Origin of the sequence: Congzhengia sp. (assembly GCF_037235575.1) — a bacterium.
GTDB classification, from domain to species: Bacteria; Bacillota; Clostridia; order UBA1381; family UBA9506; genus Congzhengia; species Congzhengia minquanensis.
This window is the reverse complement of sequence record NZ_JAXUNN010000028.1, coordinates 79,917-101,942: the sequence shown is the minus strand read 5'-3', so window position 1 is coordinate 101,942 and position 22,026 is coordinate 79,917. Positions and strand designations below refer to the sequence as shown.

Sequence of the window (22,026 nt, the reverse complement as noted above, 5' to 3'; positions counted from 1 at the left end):
TAATTTGTAGCGAAAAGGAAGGAGTGCGCGTATGCTGGTTAGCGAATTAAAAGAAAAGCTTGGGCTTGAGGCCGCAAACATGGGAGATACGGACAAAGAAGCCGCCGGATGTTATATCGGCGATATGCTGAGCGTTGTGATGTCCCGGGCAAACGAGGGCGACGTTTGGCTGACGGTGCAGACCAATGTGAATATCGATGCGGTTGCGGTTCTGACAGGCGCCGCCTGCATTGTTGTTGTAGAGGGCATGGAACCTGACAAGGACACGATAGAAAAGGCAAAGATGCAGGACGTAACGGTTTTGAAATCGTCGGACACCGCATATGAGCTGGCCTGTAAAATTTGTAATTTAATATGACCTGTTTTTGCGATTTACATCTTCATTCCGCCCTCTCTCCCTGCGGCGACAACGACATGACGCCCAACAACATTGTAAACATGGCGGTGCTGTGCGGCTTAAACATCATTGCCATAACCGACCACAACAGCATTGGAAACGTTGCGGCCGCCATGAAAGCTGCAGAAAACCTGCCAATTACCGTTGTGCCGGGAATGGAGCTTGAAACGGCGGAGGAGGCCCATTTCGTCTGCCTGTTTCCCACATTGGAAAAGGCAGCGGGCTTTAACAGCTGGCTGGACCGCTATCGCCTGCCAATTAAAAATAAGCCGAAGATTTTTGGCGACCAGCTTTATTTAAACGAAAAGGACGAACTCACGGGAACAGAAGAGCTGCTGTTGGTCACGGCCGCGTCCTGCTCTATTTACGACGCGGCGCCGGCGGCGCGAAGTTTTGGCGCGGTTGTTGTTCCCGCCCATGTGGATAAAACCGCCTACAGCGTAATTTCCAATTTGGGAACCGTGCCGGAGGATTTGGGCTTTACCACCGTGGAGCTTTCAAAAAATACATCGAAAGAGGAAGCCCTTTTAAAGTTTCCCTTCCTTTCGAAGTATCGAATCATTACCAGCTCCGACTCTCACTACCTTGACTCGTTTTATGAAACCCAAAACCCCATTGACCTTGAAGAGCCAACAGCGGCAGCGTTGATTAAAAAGCTTTCATCTCCCCTTGATTAAATAAAACAAAGGACCGCGGTTATCGCGGTCCTTTGTTTACATGTCGTTTAATAACACCTTTTTCTTTTCCCTGTGAGCCCGGTTCGCTGCCTCCACTAAAATGGTGTTCAAAGCACCGTCTGCTGCGTTTGGAAAATAGGGTTCTTTTTTTAATACCTTGTGAATAAAACTTTGCATTTGCACTACAAACACGTCCATGCCGCCGAGAGGCTCAACGGTTTCAACACGGTAGCCTTTTGTGTTCATAACAATTCTGTCAGGCCGTTCAATTCTCATGTAGCCGTTTTCTCCAACAAAGCTTAAGGCTAAATCATATCCTGTCCACACAGTACCGGTCGAATAAGAGCTCATGAGCTGCCCCTTTATGCCGCCGAAATAATCCACAGTGAGATAGGCCTGATTTTCCCGTTCCCAGCCCAAGGAATAATCCAGCTCCGCCCGAACTGCGGCCGGCTCGGTGTTTAAAATCCAATGAATTAAATCATAATCATGAACAGAAAGTTCATACATGCAGCCTGTTTTTTTAATCCACTGTCTGTTGGGATCGTCGTCAAAGGGTTGGTTTTTCACTGCCGATACGGCAAAAATTTTCCCCAGTTCGGGTACAAGCTCTTTCGCTCTCTGAAAAATCGGCTCATAGCGCATTTTAAATCCAATTCCCACCGGAATTTTTGTTTCATTGCTTCTCTTCTCAATTGCTTTTGCCTGTGAAACATCCATGGTCAGCGGTTTTTCACAAAAAACTGCAATGCCTCTGTCCAGCAAATCCATCACAATATCAAAATGCGCTGCAGGCGGTGTGACCACGCTTACAAGGTCCAGCTTTTCCCGCACGTCATCAATTGATAGATAAGCCGTTCCACCAAATTCCGCCGCCAGCGATTCCGCCCGGCCAATATCCGTATCAATCAGCGCACAGAGGTTTGCATCCTTTACTTTGGAATAAGCGTTGGCATGCAGCCGTCCAATTCCGCCGCAGCCTATAATTCCCACGTTTAACATATCAATTCTCCAATCCGCTTTTTACAATAAGCTTTTTATATAATTAACACATTCTTTTACGCCTGTTTCCGCATCGGGCAGCTGGTCAGGATACCAGCGTTTTTCATATTCAAAAGACAAATAGCCCCGATAGCCCGAAAGCAGTTTCATAATTTCACTCCAAGGAACAATTCCCTTGCCTACTACGCAGGCTTTCCGCTCCGTGCCTTCCATATAATAATCCTTAACATGCACATATCTGATGATGTCTTTCTGAACCTCAAAGGTATACTTCCAGTCTTCTTCTGTGTCATGAAGAACGTTCGCCGGGTCATACAGCGCCTTTACACTGTCAAATCCAGCTTCGTTAATCAGCTTATAAGTATTTTCGCCTGTTCTGGTCACCGTTCCTGGATGGTTTTCTACCAAAACGGTAACGCCTGTGCCGCTGGCATATCTGCCGATTTCTTTCATAGCCGCCACCGCATTTTTCCAGTTTTCTTCCCAGGTGCCGCCGGCCTCCTCTTTTCCGCCATAAGCCCGCACAAAGCCTGCACCCATTTTTTTTGCAAGGTCAATGGCCCTTTTCATGCCGCAAATGTTTTCTTCTGCAATTTTTGGGTCAATGTTGTTAATGTCCCAATAGTAAGGCGTAAGCGTTACCACTCCGTCTGGTAATTTCTTTGCTTCGCTTAAAATGGTTTCAATCTTGTCTGCCGGGTCGTCAATTGAAAACGCTCCACCCTCCTGGGCGACGATTTCAATGCCGTCAAGACCAATTGTTTGATAAAGCTTTATTGCTTCTGCCACCGTTAAATTCGGCGTTCCCATTGTGTGCCCCACAAATTTCATCTTTCATTCCTCCTAAATTAATAATGAATTTAACGTCAAAGCGTCATTTATGCACTGCTGTGTGCTGTCATCTTTTAAAAATTCTAACATGAGGCCGTGGTTTTTCCCGTCTTTTTTTATCATGTCTATAAAGCTTTTCCAAAGCGTTTGCCCCTGACTTAGTGGAAACCTGGCTTCGTTTGCATCCCAATAAAACACATGCACATGGTCAAGATACGGCAGCACCATTTTTAAGGCCAGCCGGTTTTCTTCTTCTGTTAATGTAAAGTTCGGCTGCCAATAAAGATACAGATTATCCCGTTCTGCCAGTTTTACGGTATCGACCGCACTGAACCGGTTATCTGTCAGCGTCCAGCCGTGATATTCATAGCAAATTTTCATGTGCCGCTCTTTTGCCATATCACAAATGATTTTTGTGTCCTCCACCACCCTTTTCACATAGGACTCGTCCGCCCGCCAGGACCATTTCGTGCCTGCCCAAACACGAATGCTCGGCGCTCCCAGAACTTCTGCCGCCTGCAAGTAGGGCAAAAAATCCTGTTTTGGATTTTCATTTTCCCCCGCCCGGTAATAAGAGCCGTAGGCAAAGGTTTTAAGACCCGCCCGCTCTGTGATTGCCCGCACCTGCTTTGCACGCTCTAAATCGCCCGGGGGCACATGAACATCGCCTCCCCACTCAATTCCTTCCAACTGTGACGCAACTGCTACTTTTGCAACTTCTTCCGGCGCAAGACCCCGAAACGAAACAGACACCAAGCCTGATTTAAGCATGTTTCCCTCTCCTCTCTAAAAATTCGTTCCAAACCGTTTCAAACCAATTGTCACTTTTAGGAATGGGGCGAACATCTTCCATGCGGCTGTCTGCCCCTGCTTGCCGGTATGTTGTATATATAATTTTGTCACAAAAGGCGTTGCTGCTTTTTGGGGCCAGATGCAAAATATCTGCTGCGCTCCAAAAAGTTTTGCTGTCTTTTAAAACAAGTGCGCCGCCCCTGCTGCCCATTTTTTTGCCCGAAAAAATCATTGCGTCCAACACCGCCGTTTGGGTAATCAGCATATCCCGGTATTTTAAACACGCAGGTATATCGTCAGCAGAAACGCCTTCCGCCGCCTGCCAAAACCTGCAAAGCTCTGAGGATACCGCTTCTTTCAGGCGTTCCATCTCAATCATGTTTCGTATCATAGAAGCACATCTGCTCATTTCCGCCTGTAACGCTTCATACGTTTTTTTAAAGCCAGCATGTCCTCTGCCGGAATTTGCAGCGGTCAGCCTGAAAAAGTCATCCATCCCCTGCTCCATTGCAATTTGCTTATACGCTTCCGTGGCTTTCAAATCTCTTGTTTCTTTAGCATATGCAATATGTTCCGCCGCGCGCAGCGCCCCAACCTGTGCTGCATTCAGCGCTGTGCCGCCCGGCCGGTAAGTCCCAAAAGTACCGGCGGCCTCCCCCACGGCATAAAGCCCTTTGATGTTCGTTTCCCAATTTTCGTCAACGGCAAGGCCGCCGTTTGTATGCTGTGCGGCCACCGTTATTTTCAGTGGCTCACGGCTAAGATCTATGCCGTGACGATAAAAAAGCTCAACAGCTTGGCGGTTCATTTTTAAAAGCCTGTGAATGGGGGTTTTAATCAGCGCGTCGGAATTTTTTAAATAGGTATATGCCTCTTGGGACAAATCGCCAAATCCGTTTAAAAGGGCGGTTGGCTCACATGTAAAATCTAAATAAACGGTTCTGTTTTTATTTACCGTTTCGTTATAAACAATGAAATCAATTACGCTGGAACCACAAATTTTCTCGGTGTCAAAGGGCCACTGATATCCTTTCAAAAACACAAAATTTACGCTGTCGGCCACGGATTTCAAATAGCCGGGCAAAAATTCCCGCTTTGTTCCGTATTCGTCCACTGAAATATAACGAGGCATCACCTGCTGGTAGGTGCCGGAGAGATTCCACTTAAAATCAACAGACGCAATTCCATATTGCCACTCCTGCAAATTTGCGCCTTCGGCACCGGCTTCCAGGGCCATTCCCGTCATTCCAGTCTGTCCCGGCGGATAAACGGTGTTTTTATAAATTTGACAATGCCCGCCGGTTGCAAGCACAATGTTGTTACAGCGAAACATTACAAACTCATTTTTCTTTTTATCAAATCCTGCTGCACCGCTCACCGCACCATCCTCTACCAGCAGTTTAAAAACAATGGTTTCGTCCAGAATTTCAATTTGCTTTCTGCGCACCGACTGCTCTAAGCACTCAGTCATAAATTTTGACGTCAGCGGGCCGGCGGAGGTGGCACGTTTTCTGTTGTCGTGGTCAGTAGTATAACCTACATATTCGCCATAGCGGTTTGTGGGAAACGGAACCCCCAGGTTCACCAGCTTCATAAACGACCGCACCGAACAGGCCGCCTCGGCCAGGGCGGTATCGCCGTTAACACCCCCGCCGGAAAACAGCGTCTGCGCCAGTTCTGACACAGAATCGCTCTCGCCCGACACCAACGACAGTTTGTAGTAGGTTTGCTTATCGCTTCCCGTGTTTCGTGAAGTTCCCATGTTTATTCCCTCGGTCACCAGCGCAATGTCTTGATGGCCAAAATCGAAAAGACTGTCTGCAGCGTTTAATCCTGCGCAGCCGCTGCCAACAATGAGTGTATCAACCGAATACAACGTAAGCAGTTTGCCTGAAAATTCAATCTGTCCGCGCTGCACCTTCATCCCTCCTTCGGTTAAAGACGCCTGATGTGAAACCCGCCGTCAACGTCAATCGACTGCCCCGTTGTGTAGGGGAAGCTCCCGTCTGTCAAAGCATACACTGCTTTTGCAACGTCCTCAGGCCGGCCCCACCGGGCCAGAGGAAGAAGGCCGCTTTTAATTTGTGCATCATATTTATTTGTTACCGGTTTTGTCATGTTGGTTGCAATAATTCCCGGTCGAATTTCATTCACCGTTATGTTAAATTCCGCTAAGCGGTCTGCAAATAGTTTGGTTATCATGGATACCCCGGCCTTTGAAATGCAATATTCACCGCGGCTTGTTGAGCTTGTATAGGCGGACAGCGAGGATATGTTGACAATTGCTCCGTTTGCCTCGTCGGCAGAGCCAGCATTTTGAATCATATGGTTTGCAACCAGCTGCGTTAAGAAAAAGGTGCCTTTTGTATTAATATTCATTACAAAATCATAACTTTCTTCTGTCATCTCCAAAATGTCGCAGCGGTTTTTGGGAGCAACTCCAGCCGCGTTTACCAGCGCTTTAACAACATTTTCGCCGGCCTCCGCTGCTTTTAAAATGTGCCGTCTGCCGTCTTCGTCTGAAATATCGGCCTGAACATGAATAAAATTTGCAAATTGCTGTTTCATTTGCACAATCGTTTCTCTTTCTCTCCGGTCCGCCCCCACTACCCGCCATCCCTTTGCCAAAAACAGGCAGGCGGCAGCATTTCCAATGCCGCTTGCAGATCCTGTAATAATTGCAGTTTGCATGAATCTACCTCCCTTGTTTTATTTCTCTGCGCTGCACGCTTTTTGATACAATTTCAAATAGACTTCCCGGTCGCGTACGGCACAGCCGGAAACTGTTCCCATCCGCATCAGCTGGGTGCATTTACTGCAGGTGATACAGCATTTTTTGGGATCCATCTTTCGGTTTTTCTTTAAATCCGCAATAAACTGCGGATAGGCAAAGGCTGTTCTGCCAAAGCCTGCCATGGTGCACAGGCCGTTTTCTATTGCCCCTGCGGCAGCAAAGGGCGCAAGGTGGCGCAAGTATGAATATCCCGAGCTGACAACGGCCATTTTCGGATATGCCTTTTGAATCTGCCCGGCACAGGCGATTATTCTTGAAACGCCAACGAAAGGATGTTCATCAGGGATATAGCCTCCGCTGTCATACGGCCTGTTTACATGTGGGTTTACATAGGGGTTTCCCGTAGTGATATTTATGATATTTACGCCCAGCTGATTGTGCAGAATTCCCACAAGCTGCACGGCCTCGTCTGCACAAACCTTTGTGCCCTCGCCCTCTTTTACACCAAACCCATAGGGGTAAGGGAAACCGTCATACACGCCCAGCCGAGATGTCACCATGAAATTTCCTGTAACCGCCGCGTTTGCGTTTGCTATGCAGTTTCTAATAAATCTGGTGCGGTTTTCAAAACTGCCGCCATAGGCGCCAGGGCGGGAAAATGCAGAAAGCAGCTCGTTTGCCAGATATCCGTGGCAGCATTTTATGTCCACCCCGTCAAATCCGGCCATCTGCGCCAAATGTGCCGCATATCCGAAACGCTCTTCTAACTTTTTTAAAGCATCATCTGAAATGATGCAATCATGATTCAGCAGATGTTCCTTTTCAAAAACCGGGTTATGGTATGCAATCACCGGGGCGGGGCTGCCGCCAGGTTTCGACTGCCGGCCAGAGTGTGTGGCCTGCAGAATTACCATAGGTTCAAACCCGTTTTGCTTCATGCAGATTTCTTTCACAGACTCTGTAAGCCGTTTAAAGGAGTCCGCCGTTTTGCCGCAGATGTAAAGCTGCCGCGGATTCGCCCTGCCTTCGGCTGCAACAGAAACGGCTTCCATCCAAATAAGGGCCGCCCCGCTTTCGGCAAACCTGTGATATCGCCGCTTTGTCAGTTCGCCCGGTTCGCCTGCGGCCGTTCCGTCGCACCCCTCCATGGGCTGAATAACAAATCTGTTTTTCAGCTCCCAACTGCCCGTTTTCACCTTTTCAAACAAAATATCTGTATTCTCCTGTGCATAAAACGGAAGGGAATATTCATCAAATTTTGCTTTCAGTTCCTTTAAACTTGAATAATGAAATGGTTCATATTTCAACTTGCGTTCACTCCAAACAGTTGACAAGTTTTATTTTTGATGCTATAATCATAGCACATCAAATTTAGAAGTGCAATCATATATTTTGCTTAAAATTCAGTAAAATTTGCTTTTTTTGAAAGGATTGTTTTATAATGCAAAACATTGTGATATCCTCCTACTTTGACGATACCGTCAGCTACCACAAGGAAATTCACTTTCATAACGAATATGAGCTGATTTGCGTTTTAGACGGCGCTGCACAAGTTACGATTAACGGCATGGAATATACGGTGAGTAAAAACAACCTTATTTTTATCAGCAACTTGGAACAACATTCCGTGAAGCAGCTGCATCCATCATATAAGCGGTTTTGCGTAACCCTTCATGTCCCAACCACCGATGCCTGTTTGCAGGACGCCCGCCTGCTGTCTATTTTAAAAAACCATCCTCAAAATTTTGTTCATGTTTTTGATATTACCCCATTTCAAAACGCCGCAGTCCGCATTTTTCAAAACATCATTTCTTATAACACCGGCGATGAATATGCAAACGATTTGGTGCTCGCCTGCATTATGGAGCTTTTGGCACTCATACGAAAGCACAACCCGGAGCGTTTTGCCGGTTCGCACTCTCCCGCAGAAGATAAAATTTTTAAAATTCAGCAGTTTATCGACCAGCACTTTTATGAAGATATTAAAATTGACGCTTTGAGCAAAGAATTTTTCATCAGCAATTTTTATCTTTCTCATAAATTTAAAGCGCTCACCGGCTTAAGCCCCAAACAATATTTAATGTCAGTCCGGCTAAAACAGGCCTCGCTTATGCTGTTAAACACAGATTTGCCGGTTTCACAAATCGCTGAAAAGGCCGGTTTTTCCAATCACAGCAATTTTATTAAAAGTTTTAAAAGCGTTTATCAATTACTGCCAAAAGATTTCCGCTTAAATAAATAAAGCACAGGGCGCAGGCAAAATTGCCTGCGCCCCATGCCTTTTGGATGGAGTGCATTTTTTATTTATTGCAGGTTCAGCCTGCGTTTTAAGAAATATTTTGTAATAAAGAAATATGCCGTGAGATAGGCAATTTCTAACACTAATATCGCCAAAATAGCCGGCTGGGGACGGTATAGCTCACTGAGGGAATAGGATCCCGCAAGGGCGTAAAAGTATGCTCCGCCTGCCAGTAAAAATGAATTGATGATTTGGCTGACGATGTAAAATCCCAGAAATACCGCAACCGATGATACCACCTTGTGGGAATTCATAGAATGTCCCACGCTCATGGAGGCGTAAATCATCATGTTAGAGCCAAACGTGCTAATGAGCATAATTACCAAAATTTCCACTGCGTATAGCCAGAAAACACCGCCCATTTGGCTTAAAATCTCGCGAAATGCGTCAATCACAGAACCAAAAATCTCTACGAAAGACACGTTGGCTCCCACCATTGTGAACGAAAATCCTGCAAACACTGCCACAATGAGGCTAATAATCTGGTAAAGCACTGCGACTATCGCCTTTGCAACAATATTTTGCCAGGTAGAAACCGGCAGAGTGTTCATTAAATATCCCTCTTCGCCCAAAAGGTTCTTTTTAAACCGCAGAATGGAAACAACCAGGCTCAGGCAAAGGGCCGCAAAAATCAGCCCGAAGAACAGGATAATGGAAACCATTGTGAGAACGGTCATAATTGTATTATCCCAGTTCATGTCTGGCGCCGTTCTTAAAAACAGCGATGAAATAATGCCCATCACCAGCACAGCGCCGTAAATGGGAAGCAGCATTCTGCCGCTGGCCTTTAATTCATATTTTAATAATTTCCCTAACATTTGAATACCTCCCGGAATAAAGTGTCCACACTTTTTCCCTGCTCGTCGCGGATATGGTCCACCATGTCCTGCAGCACAATTTCGCCTTTGTTGATGAACAGCACCTCGTCTAAAACCTTTTCCACATCAGAAATCAGGTGGGTGGAAATCACCACAGTGGAGTTTTCGGAATAATTGGATATGATGGTGTTTAAAATATAGTCCCGGGTTGCAGGGTCAACGCCGCCCATGGGTTCGTCCAGCAGATACAGGTCTGCCTCGCGGCTCATCACCAAAATGAGCTGAACCTTTTCTTTTGTGCCCTTTGACAGCGTTTTCAATCGAAGCGATTCGTCGATGTTTAAATTTCTCAGCATGGTATATGCTTTGTCTGCATTAAAGTTGTCGTAAAAATCCTTATAAAATGCAATCAGCTCTGAAACCCGCATCCACTCCGGCAGGCAAACACAGTCTGAAAGATAAGACACCGCCTTTTTGCTCTCAATGCCCACCCGATTTCCGTTTATCAGCAGCTGTCCGCTGGTTGGGGTAAGCAGTCCGTTTGCAATTTTAATCAGCGTTGTTTTTCCGCTTCCGTTGGGACCTAAAAGCCCCACAATGCGCCCCCGCTTTAACTGAAAATCCAGGTTTTGAAGCGCCGGATATTGCCCATAAAACTTGCTTAAATTATTGCAGCTTAAAATAATATCACTCATGTATTTCCTCTCCTTTATCATATTTTTCAATCAACGAGATTGTTTGCGTCTTGTCGTAACCGATTTTTTTCATGTTCTGCAAAAAAACCTGAATGCTTTCTTCTGCCAGTTCCTGTTTTACCTTTAAAATCATGGCGTTATCCTCCGTTATAAATCTTCCGCTTGTTCTGTTGGCATGCATAAGGCCAATGCGTTCCAGCTCGGAAAGGGCCTTCTGCATGGTATTTGGATTCACCTCGGCATCTGCCGCCAGCTCACGGACAGAGGCAAGCTTCGACCCAGCCGCAATTTCCCCGGACACGATAAACAGCTTTATTTGTTCTACAATCTGTGTATAGATTGGCCTGTCATTGTTAAATTCCCAGTTCATGGTATCACCTCCTGTTTTGTACTTCTGTATTAATCGCTTAATACAATAATACTATAATACAATTTGTTTGTCAAGTACTTTTTTAAAAAAAAGCGCAGATTTTTACATCTGCGCTTTTTCTATGAAAACAGGGTGCAGCCCATTTCCTTGAACTGCCTTATTTTTTCTTCCAATCCTTGTTTGCTGACTTGATAATAGGAGGCCAGACAGTCGATGCACAGAAAAGACTGTGCGCCGCGGTTCACCATTTTTTTATGCAGGCCAATTTCATCTCGCGTAAGCTCCCGGCCGCATTTTAAGCACCCACTCATCGCGCGGCAAACTCCGCCGTGAACACTCGGCAGCCGTGAGCCGGCACATTGCAGGAAAATGCATCCTGATCAATTACGCCAATATGCTCCCCGGTGATAGCATCGGTAAAATCAAGGGTTACGCCGGTATAAAACGGAATACCCGCTTCATGCAGGCTAAAGGCCGGATGCATCTCCGTGTCGTGGCCGTTAAAAAATGCAATAGCAAAACGATTGTTTGCAAGGTGCTTAATGTAAACCCTGTCGTTGTCCCAAATGGCATTGGAATGTACCATATAGGGCGGCCTTGCCTCCTCGTCCTGGTCAATGGCGATAAGCCGTTGGTTTTTCAGAAGTTTTTCGCTGAAAGAATTCATATTCCGAATGTCGCCGCCCATCATCAGCGGGGCCCCGGCCATGCACCAGTATGCAAAATGCGCCTCATATTCCGTGTCTGAGCAGCCGCTGTCAATTCCCACATTGCCCTTTCCATACATGCCGACAATGAGCATATCCGGGTCGTTAAAACACCCGGGGGCAGACATGCTCCAGTTGTCCTCCTGACTTAAAATAATATCGGAAAACGATTTGTAAGAGTCGAAAATATCGCCGGTGGAACGATACATATGCACGCCCACAGAGCGCATCCAGTTCCAGGGCTCCCCATGTCCCCAGTTGCAGGCGGAAAACAAAATTTCCCTGCCGGAGGCCTTTAGGGCCATGCTCATGGTTAAATACGCATTTTGTGCATTTCCCGATTTGGGGAAATAACAAAAATCATATTTTAAAAAGTCCACGCCCCAGTCTGCAAAGGTTTTTGCGTCTGCATATTCATGTCCATAGCTGCCGGGGTATCCGCCGCAGGTTTTCATTCCTGCGCAGGAATACATTCCAAATTTTAAGCCCTTGCTATGGACATAATCTGCCACATATTTCATGCCGCGGGGAAATTTCTCCGGGTCGGCAATGAGCTTTCCATCCCGGCTCCGTTCCTTTAAAGACCAGCAGTCGTCAATTACCACATATTCATAACCTGCATCTTTGTAGCCTTTTTCCACTATTGTGTCTGCAATTTCCAGCACAATGTCTTCGTTAATGTTATGTCCGAAGGTGTTCCATGAATTCCAGCCCATGGGCGGTGTTTTTGCCAACATATTCATCTCTCCCTATATCGTTTACTGTAAGGACAGTATATTATAGTTTCCTATTATATAAAATGGAAGAATGTTGATTAAACATGTCAAAATGTTGCTTTTTTGCCTTTGACTCCAAATTAAGAGGGAATTTGTCGAAAAGTTTCTTTTATTTGCTGTCAAATATTTACAATTTTTTCAAATTAAATGGTATATAATGGAAATAAATTTACATTTGGAAGCATACATAAGATGAAAAATGAACTGAACACTTATACCCGGCCGGGGGCGCTCTTTCGAAACACCGGTATCGGCGAGGTTTTTTCCAAGCTCGACAAAATGGAAATAATTGAAAACGTGTTTTTGCTGCTTTTATGCAGAATATGCTTTATGGGATATTTAGTATCCCCCTTTGGAGTGGCTTATTTTGCGGCGGTGTTTTTAAAACGCAGGCGCCCGGCCTATGTGTTGTGTGCGGTGATTGGTATCCTTTCTGTGGGATATACCACATTTTCATTTAAATATGGCGGGACAATTTTAATTATTGCCGCAATTAGCGCCATTTTTTCCAAAGAGCTTTCCGGCAAAAAAATATTTCCCGCCCTTATCTGTTCAGGCGCGCTGTTCATTAACGGCATGATTTATGTGATAGCCGAAGGATTTTTCGCCTACGACACGCTGCTGCTTTTAGCAGAGTGCGGCGGGGCCTGCCTCTCTTATTTTGCTTTTGACAAGGCGGCGCTGTTAGTCCGCACCAGTCCCAGACGGCGGATCTTCGAGTCGGCAGAAACCATTAGCCTGGTAATTCTTTGCGGCACTGTGGTTTTGAGCGTGGCCCTGATTGATAACATGCTTCCGTTTGCCCATGTTTTAGCGATTACCGTAATTTTAGCGCTGAGCGTTTCCTGCGGTTTTTCTGTTTCCTGTCCTGCCGGCGTTGTGTTTGGCCTGTGTTTGGGAATTGCCAGCGTTTATCCGCCGCAAACCGTTTGCATTTACTGTTTGTCTGCCCTGGCCTCAGGCTTTGTCAAACGGTATGGCAAATTTGGAGCGGCGGCGGCTTTTGCCGTTACCAGCTTTGCCGCCACCATGCTCATGTGCCCGGAATCCAACGGAATTATAACCGTATCTTATGTGGCCCTTGCAACGCTGATTTTGTTATTCATTCCCGACAAGTTTTTAAACCGGTTTGGCGCTTTGGCTATTAAGGCAAAAGAGGAAGCAGCTGCCGGCGACCGCATTCGCAATGCGGTGGAAACAAAAATGACCCAGACCATAAACTCCATCGACTCTGTCAGCGTGGTGTTCCGCGATGTGCTGGATTCTCTGCTGGAGCAAAACGGCGAAACGCACGGGGTAATTTTCGACAACACCGCCGACACAGTTTGCAAAAAGTGCACCCTATGCAAGTTTTGCTGGAACAAAAATCGGGACGATACCCTGTCTTATATGAACGCAATGTATAAAACAATGGAACGGAAAAATTCCATCAGCAAGCACGATGTGCCTCAGGAATTTTCAGACATGTGCATCCGGTGCGAACCGTTTGTATCGGAACTGAACAAAAACTATGAGGCCTATAAGATCACCCGCATGTGGGCAGGCAGGGTAATGGAAAGCAAGCGGTTGGTGGCGGAACAGTTTAACAACATTTCTATGATTTTAAAAAACATGAAGACAAGCCTTGCCGAGCAGATGAACTGTGAGCCGGAGCTGGAGCATAAGATTGCCACGGCCTTAGACCGGCGCGGAATTTCAGCAAACAAAATTAATGTAAGCGCCGGCGACGGATTCACCGTTACCATGGACAAAGTGAGCTGCGGGCGGAACTTAGTTTGCTCAACAACGGTGGCCGCCGCCGTGTCGGAGGTGTTGGAGGTTCCTATGCTGCGTGAAAACCGGGAATGCAGCGATGACGTGTGCCATTTAAAATTTTCCCAGCAGACCCGGTTTGTAACCGACATTGCCGTTGCCTCGGCCACACGGGATAAATCCAGCGGCAGCGGGGACGTTGCCCTATCCTTTCCCTGCGGGAACGGAAAAACCGCGGTTATTTTGTCTGACGGCATGGGAAGCGGAGAAAAGGCCCACTTTCAAAGCTCCATTACCGCACAGCTTGCCAAAAATCTGCTTTCAGCCGGATTCGACAAGGAGACCTGCGTAAGGCTCATCAACAACATTCTAATGATGAACGCCGACCGCGACACCTTTGCCACCATTGATTTGTGCATTGTAAATTTATACACCGGTTCCATGGAGTTCGTAAAAACCGGTGCGGCAAACTCCTATATTAAAACCGCCTCCGGCAACGAAACAGTTTATGCCTCGTCTCTTCCTGCCGGTTTGGTGCAGGGACTTGAGCCCGACTATGACATGCGGTATATGAAATCGGGAGATTATCTCATCATGGCGTCAGACGGCATAACAGACGTTTTAGACAGCCCCGACCACAACGAAATCTTTGATATTGCAGAAGGCTTTACCGGCAGTGCAAAGGTTTTGGCGGACAACATTTTAAACGCCGCCCTGTCATACACCGACGGGATCGCATATGATGATATGACGGTTGCTGTTTGCGCAGTTTCAGAAAATATGTAAAAAAAACAATAACACTTTTTCCTCCGCTTCATATAATGTAGTAAAGAAAGTGAAGGAGGCACGGCAGATGCGTTTAAAGTATAAAATTTGGGCGTTGGTTTGCGGTGCGTTCTGTTTGGGAATTTTCGCAGGTCTTCTGCTCCCTCCGTTTTGGCTGGTGGTTATCGAAGGCATCATGCTCATTTTCATTGCATTTTGCAAGATTTGTGGTTAGCTCTCTCCTTATAAATTTATTACATATATCAAAACGCACAGAAAGGGGCGGTGTTCTTGAAGGTGGTTGTCCTACAGTTTCCAAAAGTTATCACAGGAATTTTAAAGTCTATACTTAGGATAAAGAGTTGATACATAACACCCCGCCGGGATGTCCGGCGGGGTGTTTTTATTTTTCTAAAATAAAAATATTTTTTAAAATTTTGTATTATTTTATGTTTGTTTTCATATCGGTTGCAGTTTATTTCCCTGCCTGCTATAATAAAAAACAGTGAAATAACATTGAAATTCTATGAAAAGAGGGCGTTTATTTTGACAGGAAAAGAACGAATTACCCGAATTTTAAATCATCAGCCGGTGGACCGGGTCGGGCTGTTTGAACATTTTTGGGACGATACATACAAGGCCTGGACGGCTGAAGGACATATAAATAACGGCGAACCCTTTGAAGACCATTTTGGCTACGACATACAGACCTTTTGGGCTTTTAATCTTGTTGCTGATTTCAATTTTGAAACAAAAGTCATTTCTGAAAACGAAGATACCGTTACCCTGCTGGACGGGAACGGCGCAATTCTGCGCCGCCACAAGCTGCACGACTCCACGCCGGAGCATGTTGACTTTAACGTAAAAGACCGGGAGGGCTGGGAAAAGCTTAAACCCATGCTCACGCCGGATCCACGGAGAATCAATTTTGAGGGGTATCGGAATGCAAAAAAAGCCGCCGAAGAGGCAGGACGCTTTTTCGTATGGAGCGGCGTTAACGTATTTGAGTGCATACACCCCGTCTGCGGGCACGAAAACATGTTGGTCGGCATGGCGCTTGATCCGGATTGGGTAACAGATATGGTAGACACCTATGCCAAGCTCACCGTTGACCTGCAAAAAATGCTCTTTGAGCAGGAGGGGTACCCCGACGGTATTTGGTTCTATGAAGATATGGGATATAAAGGAAGCCCGTTTATGTCTCCGGACATGTACCGCGAAATCATCAAGCCGGGCCACATCTACACCATTGACTATGCCAAAAGCCTGAACTTGCCAGTTATTATGCACTCCTGCGGTTTTGTTGAGCCCCTGCTTCCGGATATGATTGACGCCGGCATTAACTGCCTGCAAGCGCTGGAGGTTAAGGCCGGCATGGATTTAATAAAGCTGCACGAGCTCTACGGAGATAAAATTGCCTTTATGGGGGGCTTGGATGTTCGTGCTCTTTACAGCAACGACCGGGAAGTTATTTTAAAAGAACTGGAAGCGAAGCTCCCAATTGTGAAACAGGGATTTAACTATATTATACATAGCGACCATTCCATTCCCAAAACGGTGAATTACGAAAGTTATTGCTATTTTGTTGAAAAGGCGTTAGAGCTGGGAACTTATTAAGCCTTTGTGGTTTACACAAATTATACTGTATTTTCGTAAAAAAACCGCTGACTCATGTTGTCAGCGGTTTTTTTATTTACTTTAAATAATTCATGGGATCCTGCGCTTCGCCGTCCGCCCGGACTTCAAAGTGCAGGTGCGGCCCGGTGCTTCTGCCCGTGCTGCCGACTCTTGCAATTAAATCGCCCTTTGCCACCACGTCGCCGGGGGACACTAAAATCTCAGAACAGTGGGCGTAATATGTCACGAATCCATTTCCGTGGTCAATGGAGATAAAGTTTCCATATCCGTTATTTTTAAACTGCGCCTCCGTCACAATGCCGTTGTCCGACGCATAAATCGGCGTGCCGGTAGAAGCGCCCAAATCTATGCCGGCATGCATTCTGCCCCATCTTGCACCATAGGGCGAGGTCAGCGTTCCGCTGGTTGGCACTGCAAATTCTCCCGTTCCTACAGACGGCGGAAGCTCTTTCGTTCCCACCCGCTCTACCTGTGTTACAGGCTCTTTTAAAATGTCGTTTTTCATTACGGTTTCTTCAACGGTAACTCCGTCAATTTTTGTAATATAAGAATCAACAAATTTTAACCCGTTTACACCCTCGGTGTCAACTTCTGTTTTGCCCTGATAGAGGGTGTCGTCTTCATTTGATATGGTTTCAAACGGAATTTCAAACTCCCCGTTAACATGTTCTACGGTTTTAACCGACAAAACTGGCTCGCCGGTATAAATTTTCAGCGTCTGGCCCGCAAGGCTTGTTTGGTCTGAAAGCTGGTTGTCCGCTAAAATGCTCTCAGCTGTGGTATCAAAATTTGCCGCAATGTCTTCTAAGCTTTCACCGTCCTGCACCTCATAGGACACAAATTTGCCCGCCAAAAGCTCTGCATACACGCTGTCTGCCGTTTTAACCGTGTCTTTCACCACATGTGTGGACGTTATTTTCACCTCTTGTGCAAATTCTGCCGTAACGTTTTCGTTGCCTGCGGTAAAGCCCGCCAAATACTGTTCGAGCAAACGCTCCGCATCCTCCTGAGTGGGCAGCGCCGCGAAATATACACCGTCATATGTGATGCTAAAACCTTCTGTCATTTCCTCAGAGGTGGATTTTAAATTCTCCGCAAGCTCTTCCTTTTCCGTAAAGCTGTCCTTTTTAATCAGCTCCACCTGAAAGCTCTCTTTTCCGCTGGGCTCAAACTCCACGTCGGCAATGTCTTTCACCTCGGTTTTCACTTCGTCCAGCACTTCGTAAAACTCGCTTTTCGCCGCCACCGTTCCCACTACCGTGTTGTCCACCTTTACCGTATAGCCCAGTGAAAAGGAGGAAGCAACTACCGCACAGGCTACTGCTGTGCCTGCAATTGCCGCAGTTGTTCCGGCAAAAATTTTTAGCTTCTTTCTGTTAAAAATCCAATTTCTTTTTTGAATTTCTGTATGGTTTGTTCCATTTTTGTCCTTCGCGCCCATTGGTTCGTTTGCGCTGTAATACTTTTTCGGCACCTGTATGACCTTTGTGGTCTGTGCCCGTTCAGTATTCTGAATCATTGAATGAATCACCCTCGTTTTTTTAATTACAGTAACAGTATATGTAATAATAACAAAATTATTACGAAGTTGTTACATATAATATACAATATATTAAATAAAAAATCAAGGGCTATTTTGTAAATTAATTATGAACTCGCAAATTACGTCTATTTTTCTTTATTCTCAACCATATTTTGCCCCTCTTTTTTCAAAGCTACAAAGGTGTGTTCCGGCAGGGCAAGCATGTTATTTTGGAAATTGATGTGTTCTCCCCCATAAATTGTTACAAAATTTGAGCTTAATTTCACACTTTCTTCATAAGAACCCATATTTATCGCAAACAGCAAGGCGCCACGGGTGAAAATTACCGTGTGTTCCCCGGCAGCAAAACATTCTGCGGGCATAGAAAAATCCTCCCGGTATTGTTTTCTTAACTTTCCCAGGCCTTGAAAAAAATCAATCAGCTCAAAATCCTCGCGGCCGTAAGGATAGCCCATTCTGCAATATGGGTCCCGAAAACCGGTAAGCCCTGCCTCGTCACCATAATAAATGCTGGGAATTCCCGGCAGAGCAAACTGCAAAAATGCCGCCGCCATGAAGCCCGCCTTTCCCCGGTTATATTCTTCTTCCGTTAAATGATACTCCGCGGCCTCGCTGTGAGCCACGTTATGGGTAACGCCAAGCACGTTGATAATCCGCTCTGTGTCGTGGGTAGATAAAATGTTCATCAAACAGTTTAGCACCGGCGCGGGGTAATTTTCCATAATTTCTGTAATCCGGCTGCAAAACAGTTTTGCGCCGCCGGTCTTTACATAGTCGATAACGGCGTTTCGCCAGGGATAGTTCATCACGCTGTCCAGCTGGTTTCCCAAAAGATACCGCCGGCGTACACCATACGCAAATTTGTTGGTTGCATCCTCCCACACCTCGCCGATAATCAGTGCGTCGGGATCGGTTTGTTTCAAACGCTTTCGTAAAGCGTCTAAAAATCCGTCCGGCAGTTCATCCGCCACGTCCAGCCGCCAGCCGGAAGCGCCCAGCTTCTGCCAGTAGGAAAGCACCCCCTCTTCTCCGGTGATAAAGTTTAAAAAGTCCGGTTCGGTTTCGTTGACGTTGGGCAGGGTTTCAAATCCCCACCAGCAGTCATAGCCAATTTCAGAGTCATTGAACTGATACCAGTTGTAATAGGGAGATGCGCTTCCCTGCCACGCGCCGATCGAATCGTAATGGCCAAATTTGTTAAAATAAATGCTGTCTGCACCGGTGTGGCTGAACACCCCGTCTAAAATCACGCGGATTCCAGCTTCCCGGAAACGGGAGCATAGCTCTTTAAAATCTTCATTTGTTCCAAGATAGGGGTCGACCTTCGTGTAGTCTGCCGTGCTGTAGCGGTGGTTTTCGGGGCTTTCAAAAATGGGATTTAAGTAAATCACGTCAACGCCTAAGGATTTGATATAATCGATCCGTTCCGCAATCCCTTTTAAATTGCCGCAAAAAAAATCGTTTCCTTTATATTCCGGATTGTCATAAATAAAATCCGGCACTTCAAACCAGGATTCATGAATTTTCCGTTCATTTTTTGGAGTCTGCAGCATATAATTATCACTGCGGCAAAATCTGTCCGGAAAGATTTGATACATCACTGCGCCTTTTGCCCAGTCCGGCGTTTGAAAGCTTTTGTCATAAACCGTCAGCTGCCATTCATCCAGCCAATCTTCTATGAAAGCGGTGCCGTCTTTTTTTCCGCAAAACCGTTTTCCGCCCGGATAAGAAAACTCAAACCGGTAAAAATAAAGACCGCTTGCTGAAAATGAAAGCCGGCAGGAAAAACGCAGATAGTCACCCGTTTCGCAAACATAGTCCATGTTTACATAGCAGGGATCTGCAGCCGCGTCTTTCCGGTACGAAAAAAACACCTCCAGCGGTTCCTCGCTTTTTAAAATGTCGATGGAAAAGGTGCAGCTTTCTTCTGTGGGCAAAGCTCCGAAAGGATTTTTATAAATTTTATTTTTTGAATTGTAAATAATTCGTTCCAAATATCGTCACATCTCTCTAGGATAAAATTTTATATAAAAAGAATACTATTATTATGCCGTTTTGTCAACCATATATGCTGGCACAGAGATTGCGGCTGACAAATTAATTGTTAATTCTTTATAAAAACTATGTAAAATTTTTAATTTAATTATTAATATTCTACAAAAATTACTTTTATTTTAAATTATTTTATGATATACTAAGATATATATATTTGTTGCAGACACACCAAACGGAGGATACAAACTATGAACAACAGCGACAACAGCCTGGCAGAATATCTATTTCACGAAGGGACCAACTTTTGTTCCTATGACTATTTGGGCGCACATTTTGTCAGCGACACCATGTGTGCATTCCGTGTCTGGGCTCCTGCCGCAAGCGCGGTTTTCATAACAGGCGACTTCTGCGGCTGGGCGGAAGACAAATATGAAGCCCACAGAATTACCCAGGGCGGCATTTTTGAATGTATCATCGACGGAATTCAAGAATTTGATTGCTATAAATTTATTATAAAAACACAAAACGGCGACACGCTTTATAAAGCCGACCCCTATGCCGTTCACAGCGAAACCCGTCCGGGCACAGCCTCAAAGGTATATGACCTTTCCGGCTATTGCTGGAAAGACTTAAAATGGATGAACAGCCGCAGGGGCAGCCTGTTTGACAAGCCTGTGAACATCTACGAACTGCATTTTGGTTCGTGGAAGCGGTATCAAGACGGCAGCGTTTTCAGCTACGACAAAATGGCGGACGAAATCATTCCCTATGTAAAAAACATGGGGTTTACCCACATAGAGCTGATGCCCATCAGCGAATATCCTTACGATAAATCCTGGGGCTATCAGGTAACGGGTTACTTCGCCCCCACCTCCCGGTATGGAACGCCAAAAGATTTTATGGCGTTTGTGGACAAATGCCACCAGGCAGGCATCGGCGTTATTTTAGACTGGGTTCCGGCTCATTTTCCGAAAGACGCCCATGGCCTCAGCGATTTTGACGGCACCAGCTGCTATGAATATGAAGATCCTAAAAAGCGGGAACACCCTGACTGGGGCACCCGGATTTTCGATTATGGAAAAAATGAAGTTCGGTGCTTTTTAATTTCCAACGCCTGCTACTGGTTTGAAAAATATCATGTTGACGGCCTGCGGGTAGACGCAGTTGCCTCCATGCTCTATCTGGACTATGGCAAAAAGCAAGGGGAATGGACGCCCAACAAGTTCGGAGGCAACGGCAATTTAGAGGCAAAGGAATTTTTGCAAAAATTAAATTCCCGTGTTTTTGAGATGTTTGGGAACGTGATGATGATTGCAGAGGAGTCTACCTCGTGGCCGCTGATTACCTATCCGGTTGATGTAGGCGGCTTAGGCTTTAACTTTAAGTGGAACATGGGCTGGATGAACGACTCGCTTCTTTACATGGAACAGGACCCGTTCTTCCGCAAAGGCGTACACAACAAGCTTACCTTTTCTATGACATATGCATTTTCCGAAAACTTTATTCTTCCCCTTTCTCACGACGAGGTGGTCCACGGCAAAAAATCGCTGCTTTCAAAAATGCCCGGGGAGGATGACGCAAAGTTTGCAAATCTTAGGGCCTATCTTGGCTATATGTATGCACACCCCGGCAAAAAACTGTTGTTTATGGGTGCGGAGTTCGGCCAGTTCATTGAATGGAACGAAGAGCAGGAGTTAGATTGGAACCTGCTTGCCTATAAAACCCACAAACAGCAGCAAGAATATACAAAAGCGTTGTGCCGGTTTTATTTAGAAACCCCGGCGCTGTGGGAATTAGACGTCACCTGGGAGGGGTTTGAATGGGCCGACGTTGACGACGCGATTAACAATGTCCTTGCCTTTTTCCGGCGGGATAAGGAAGGCAATATGGTTTTGGCTGCTTCAAATTTTTCGTCTGTTCATTACACTGACTATAAAATCGGCGTTCCCAGCCGCGGCAATTACACCGAGGTGTTTACAAGCGACGCAGCTGCGTTTGGCGGCAGCGGAATTCAAAACGGGAAGGTTACGGCGAAAAGCGGCGAAATGCACGGGCAAAAATATTTTATTTCACTAAACCTTGCGCCCTTCTCCACCATTTACCTGTTCAAGAAAAAACCGGTTAATCGGAAAGCAAAGCCGGTTTCAAAGGACTTAGCAAGCGCTTCTGAAAAAAGCTTGAAAGAGCCCGCAAAAAAAACCAAACAAAAAAGAAAGACCAAACAGAAATAAAACA

At 45.9% G+C, this 22,026-nt stretch carries 20 protein-coding genes; 7 read left to right on the top strand and 13 right to left on the bottom strand.

From position 1 onward, the window contains the following. Positions 1 to 31: 31 nt before the first annotated feature. Together WIG73_RS05865 and WIG73_RS05860 are read left to right on the top strand one after the other, a co-directional pair. Positions 32 to 358 carry a DRTGG domain-containing protein gene (locus WIG73_RS05865; RefSeq protein WP_337399673.1) on the top strand — a complete coding sequence of 109 codons (327 nt, stop codon included), beginning with the start codon at positions 32 to 34 and terminating at the stop codon, positions 356 to 358. Further along, a complete protein-coding gene (locus WIG73_RS05860) occupies positions 355 to 1,074 on the top strand; it encodes a PHP domain-containing protein (RefSeq protein ID WP_337399672.1) in 720 nt (239 codons plus the stop codon). Before WIG73_RS05865 ends, WIG73_RS05860 begins: the two co-directional genes overlap by 4 nt. A gap of 36 nt (positions 1,075 to 1,110) precedes the next feature. Here WIG73_RS05860 and WIG73_RS05855 read toward each other — a convergent pair whose 3' ends face one another. From WIG73_RS05855 to WIG73_RS05830, 6 genes are read right to left on the bottom strand one after another with little or no spacing between them, the layout of a single operon-like run. After that, positions 1,111 to 2,076 (bottom strand): Gfo/Idh/MocA family oxidoreductase, encoded by a 966-nt coding sequence (locus WIG73_RS05855; protein ID WP_337399671.1) that lies wholly within the window; start codon positions 2,074 to 2,076, stop codon positions 1,111 to 1,113. Between the two features lie 21 nt (positions 2,077 to 2,097). After that, positions 2,098 to 2,907, bottom strand: coding sequence for a sugar phosphate isomerase/epimerase family protein (locus WIG73_RS05850; protein ID WP_337399670.1), 810 nt, complete (start codon positions 2,905 to 2,907; stop codon positions 2,098 to 2,100). 12 nt (positions 2,908 to 2,919) lie between these two features. Beyond that, the gene (locus WIG73_RS05845) at positions 2,920 to 3,678 is read right to left on the bottom strand and encodes a TIM barrel protein (RefSeq protein ID WP_337399669.1); all 759 of its coding nucleotides are present in this window, start codon (positions 3,676 to 3,678) and stop codon (positions 2,920 to 2,922) included. Continuing rightward, positions 3,671 to 5,617 (bottom strand): FAD-binding protein, encoded by a 1,947-nt coding sequence (locus WIG73_RS05840; protein WP_337399668.1) that lies wholly within the window; start codon positions 5,615 to 5,617, stop codon positions 3,671 to 3,673. The genes WIG73_RS05845 and WIG73_RS05840 overlap by 8 nt, the downstream gene beginning before the upstream one ends. 17 nt (positions 5,618 to 5,634) lie before the next feature. Continuing rightward, the gene (locus WIG73_RS05835; RefSeq protein WP_337399667.1) at positions 5,635 to 6,390 is read right to left on the bottom strand and encodes a 3-ketoacyl-ACP reductase; all 756 of its coding nucleotides are present in this window, start codon (positions 6,388 to 6,390) and stop codon (positions 5,635 to 5,637) included. An 18-nt stretch (positions 6,391 to 6,408) separates the two neighbouring features. Next, positions 6,409 to 7,740 carry a flavin oxidoreductase/NADH oxidase gene (locus WIG73_RS05830; RefSeq protein WP_337399666.1) on the bottom strand — a complete coding sequence of 444 codons (1,332 nt, stop codon included), beginning with the start codon at positions 7,738 to 7,740 and terminating at the stop codon, positions 6,409 to 6,411. A gap of 134 nt (positions 7,741 to 7,874) precedes the next feature. Between WIG73_RS05830 and WIG73_RS05825 the strand changes: the two genes are divergently transcribed. Further along, positions 7,875 to 8,675: an AraC family transcriptional regulator gene (locus tag WIG73_RS05825; protein ID WP_337399665.1), complete on the top strand. Its 801-nt coding sequence runs from the start codon at positions 7,875 to 7,877 to the stop codon at positions 8,673 to 8,675. A 62-nt stretch (positions 8,676 to 8,737) separates the two neighbouring features. On the opposite strand, the gene WIG73_RS05820 is transcribed toward WIG73_RS05825, so the two are convergent. The 5 genes from WIG73_RS05820 to WIG73_RS05800 all read right to left on the bottom strand — a co-directional run bounded on the left by WIG73_RS05820 (position 8,738) and on the right by WIG73_RS05800 (position 12,059). Next, on the bottom strand, positions 8,738 to 9,550 hold the full coding sequence (locus WIG73_RS05820) for a hypothetical protein (RefSeq protein ID WP_337399664.1): 813 nt from the start codon (positions 9,548 to 9,550) through the stop codon (positions 8,738 to 8,740). Continuing rightward, positions 9,544 to 10,245, bottom strand: coding sequence for an ABC transporter ATP-binding protein (locus tag WIG73_RS05815; RefSeq protein ID WP_177677374.1), 702 nt, complete (start codon positions 10,243 to 10,245; stop codon positions 9,544 to 9,546). Before WIG73_RS05815 ends, WIG73_RS05820 begins: the two co-directional genes overlap by 7 nt. After that, positions 10,238 to 10,615, bottom strand: coding sequence for a GntR family transcriptional regulator (locus WIG73_RS05810; protein ID WP_249313724.1), 378 nt, complete (start codon positions 10,613 to 10,615; stop codon positions 10,238 to 10,240). Before WIG73_RS05810 ends, WIG73_RS05815 begins: the two co-directional genes overlap by 8 nt. 119 nt (positions 10,616 to 10,734) lie before the next feature. Further along, a complete protein-coding gene (locus tag WIG73_RS05805; RefSeq protein WP_177677370.1) occupies positions 10,735 to 10,926 on the bottom strand; it encodes a hypothetical protein in 192 nt (63 codons plus the stop codon). After that, complete coding sequence (locus WIG73_RS05800; RefSeq protein ID WP_337399663.1) at positions 10,923 to 12,059, bottom strand: glycoside hydrolase family 27 protein; 1,137 nt, start codon at positions 12,057 to 12,059, stop codon at positions 10,923 to 10,925. The genes WIG73_RS05805 and WIG73_RS05800 overlap by 4 nt, the downstream gene beginning before the upstream one ends. 231 nt (positions 12,060 to 12,290) lie before the next feature. Between WIG73_RS05800 and WIG73_RS05795 the strand changes: the two genes are divergently transcribed. From WIG73_RS05795 to WIG73_RS05785, 3 genes are all read left to right on the top strand, one after another. After that, on the top strand, positions 12,291 to 14,636 hold the full coding sequence (locus WIG73_RS05795) for a SpoIIE family protein phosphatase (RefSeq protein WP_337399662.1): 2,346 nt from the start codon (positions 12,291 to 12,293) through the stop codon (positions 14,634 to 14,636). Positions 14,637 to 14,703: 67 nt separating this feature from the next. After that, the gene (locus WIG73_RS05790) at positions 14,704 to 14,850 is read left to right on the top strand and encodes a hypothetical protein (protein ID WP_177677364.1); all 147 of its coding nucleotides are present in this window, start codon (positions 14,704 to 14,706) and stop codon (positions 14,848 to 14,850) included. A gap of 311 nt (positions 14,851 to 15,161) precedes the next feature. Continuing rightward, positions 15,162 to 16,232: a uroporphyrinogen decarboxylase family protein gene (locus WIG73_RS05785; RefSeq protein WP_249313726.1), complete on the top strand. Its 1,071-nt coding sequence runs from the start codon at positions 15,162 to 15,164 to the stop codon at positions 16,230 to 16,232. Between the two features lie 76 nt (positions 16,233 to 16,308). On the opposite strand, the gene WIG73_RS05780 is transcribed toward WIG73_RS05785, so the two are convergent. Together WIG73_RS05780 and WIG73_RS05775 are read right to left on the bottom strand one after the other, a co-directional pair. After that, entirely contained in the window at positions 16,309 to 17,772 is a 1,464-nt protein-coding gene (locus WIG73_RS05780; protein ID WP_337399661.1) for a peptidoglycan DD-metalloendopeptidase family protein, read from the bottom strand. Between the two features lie 149 nt (positions 17,773 to 17,921). Further along, on the bottom strand, positions 17,922 to 19,790 hold the full coding sequence (locus WIG73_RS05775) for a glycoside hydrolase family 13 protein (protein ID WP_337399660.1): 1,869 nt from the start codon (positions 19,788 to 19,790) through the stop codon (positions 17,922 to 17,924). Positions 19,791 to 20,039: 249 nt separating this feature from the next. Here WIG73_RS05775 and glgB point away from each other — a divergent pair, with 249 nt between their 5' ends. Then, a complete protein-coding gene (glgB, locus tag WIG73_RS05770) occupies positions 20,040 to 22,022 on the top strand; it encodes a 1,4-alpha-glucan branching protein GlgB (protein ID WP_337399659.1) in 1,983 nt (660 codons plus the stop codon). Positions 22,023 to 22,026 lie beyond the last annotated feature (4 nt).

Excerpts from the sequence above, each read along its gene's own strand:
- WIG73_RS05865 (WP_337399673.1), top strand. The coding sequence starts at position 32 with ATGCTGGTTAGCGAATTAAAAGAAAAGCTTGGGCTTGAGGCCGCAAAC.
- WIG73_RS05860 (WP_337399672.1), top strand. The coding sequence starts at position 355 with ATGACCTGTTTTTGCGATTTACATCTTCATTCCGCCCTCTCTCCCTGC.
- WIG73_RS05855 (WP_337399671.1), bottom strand. The coding sequence starts at position 2,076 with ATGTTAAACGTGGGAATTATAGGCTGCGGCGGAATTGGACGGCTGCAT.
- WIG73_RS05850 (WP_337399670.1), bottom strand. The coding sequence starts at position 2,907 with ATGAAATTTGTGGGGCACACAATGGGAACGCCGAATTTAACGGTGGCA.
- WIG73_RS05845 (WP_337399669.1), bottom strand. The coding sequence starts at position 3,678 with ATGCTTAAATCAGGCTTGGTGTCTGTTTCGTTTCGGGGTCTTGCGCCG.
- WIG73_RS05835 (WP_337399667.1), bottom strand. The coding sequence starts at position 6,390 with ATGCAAACTGCAATTATTACAGGATCTGCAAGCGGCATTGGAAATGCT.
- WIG73_RS05825 (WP_337399665.1), top strand. The coding sequence starts at position 7,875 with ATGCAAAACATTGTGATATCCTCCTACTTTGACGATACCGTCAGCTAC.
- WIG73_RS05820 (WP_337399664.1), bottom strand. The coding sequence starts at position 9,550 with ATGTTAGGGAAATTATTAAAATATGAATTAAAGGCCAGCGGCAGAATG.
- WIG73_RS05815 (WP_177677374.1), bottom strand. The coding sequence starts at position 10,245 with ATGAGTGATATTATTTTAAGCTGCAATAATTTAAGCAAGTTTTATGGG.
- WIG73_RS05810 (WP_249313724.1), bottom strand. The coding sequence starts at position 10,615 with ATGAACTGGGAATTTAACAATGACAGGCCAATCTATACACAGATTGTA.
- WIG73_RS05805 (WP_177677370.1), bottom strand. The coding sequence starts at position 10,926 with ATGAGTGGGTGCTTAAAATGCGGCCGGGAGCTTACGCGAGATGAAATT.
- WIG73_RS05800 (WP_337399663.1), bottom strand. The coding sequence starts at position 12,059 with ATGTTGGCAAAAACACCGCCCATGGGCTGGAATTCATGGAACACCTTC.
- WIG73_RS05795 (WP_337399662.1), top strand. The coding sequence starts at position 12,291 with ATGAAAAATGAACTGAACACTTATACCCGGCCGGGGGCGCTCTTTCGA.
- WIG73_RS05790 (WP_177677364.1), top strand. The coding sequence starts at position 14,704 with ATGCGTTTAAAGTATAAAATTTGGGCGTTGGTTTGCGGTGCGTTCTGT.
- WIG73_RS05780 (WP_337399661.1), bottom strand. The coding sequence starts at position 17,772 with ATGATTCAGAATACTGAACGGGCACAGACCACAAAGGTCATACAGGTG.
- glgB (WP_337399659.1), top strand. The coding sequence starts at position 20,040 with ATGAACAACAGCGACAACAGCCTGGCAGAATATCTATTTCACGAAGGG.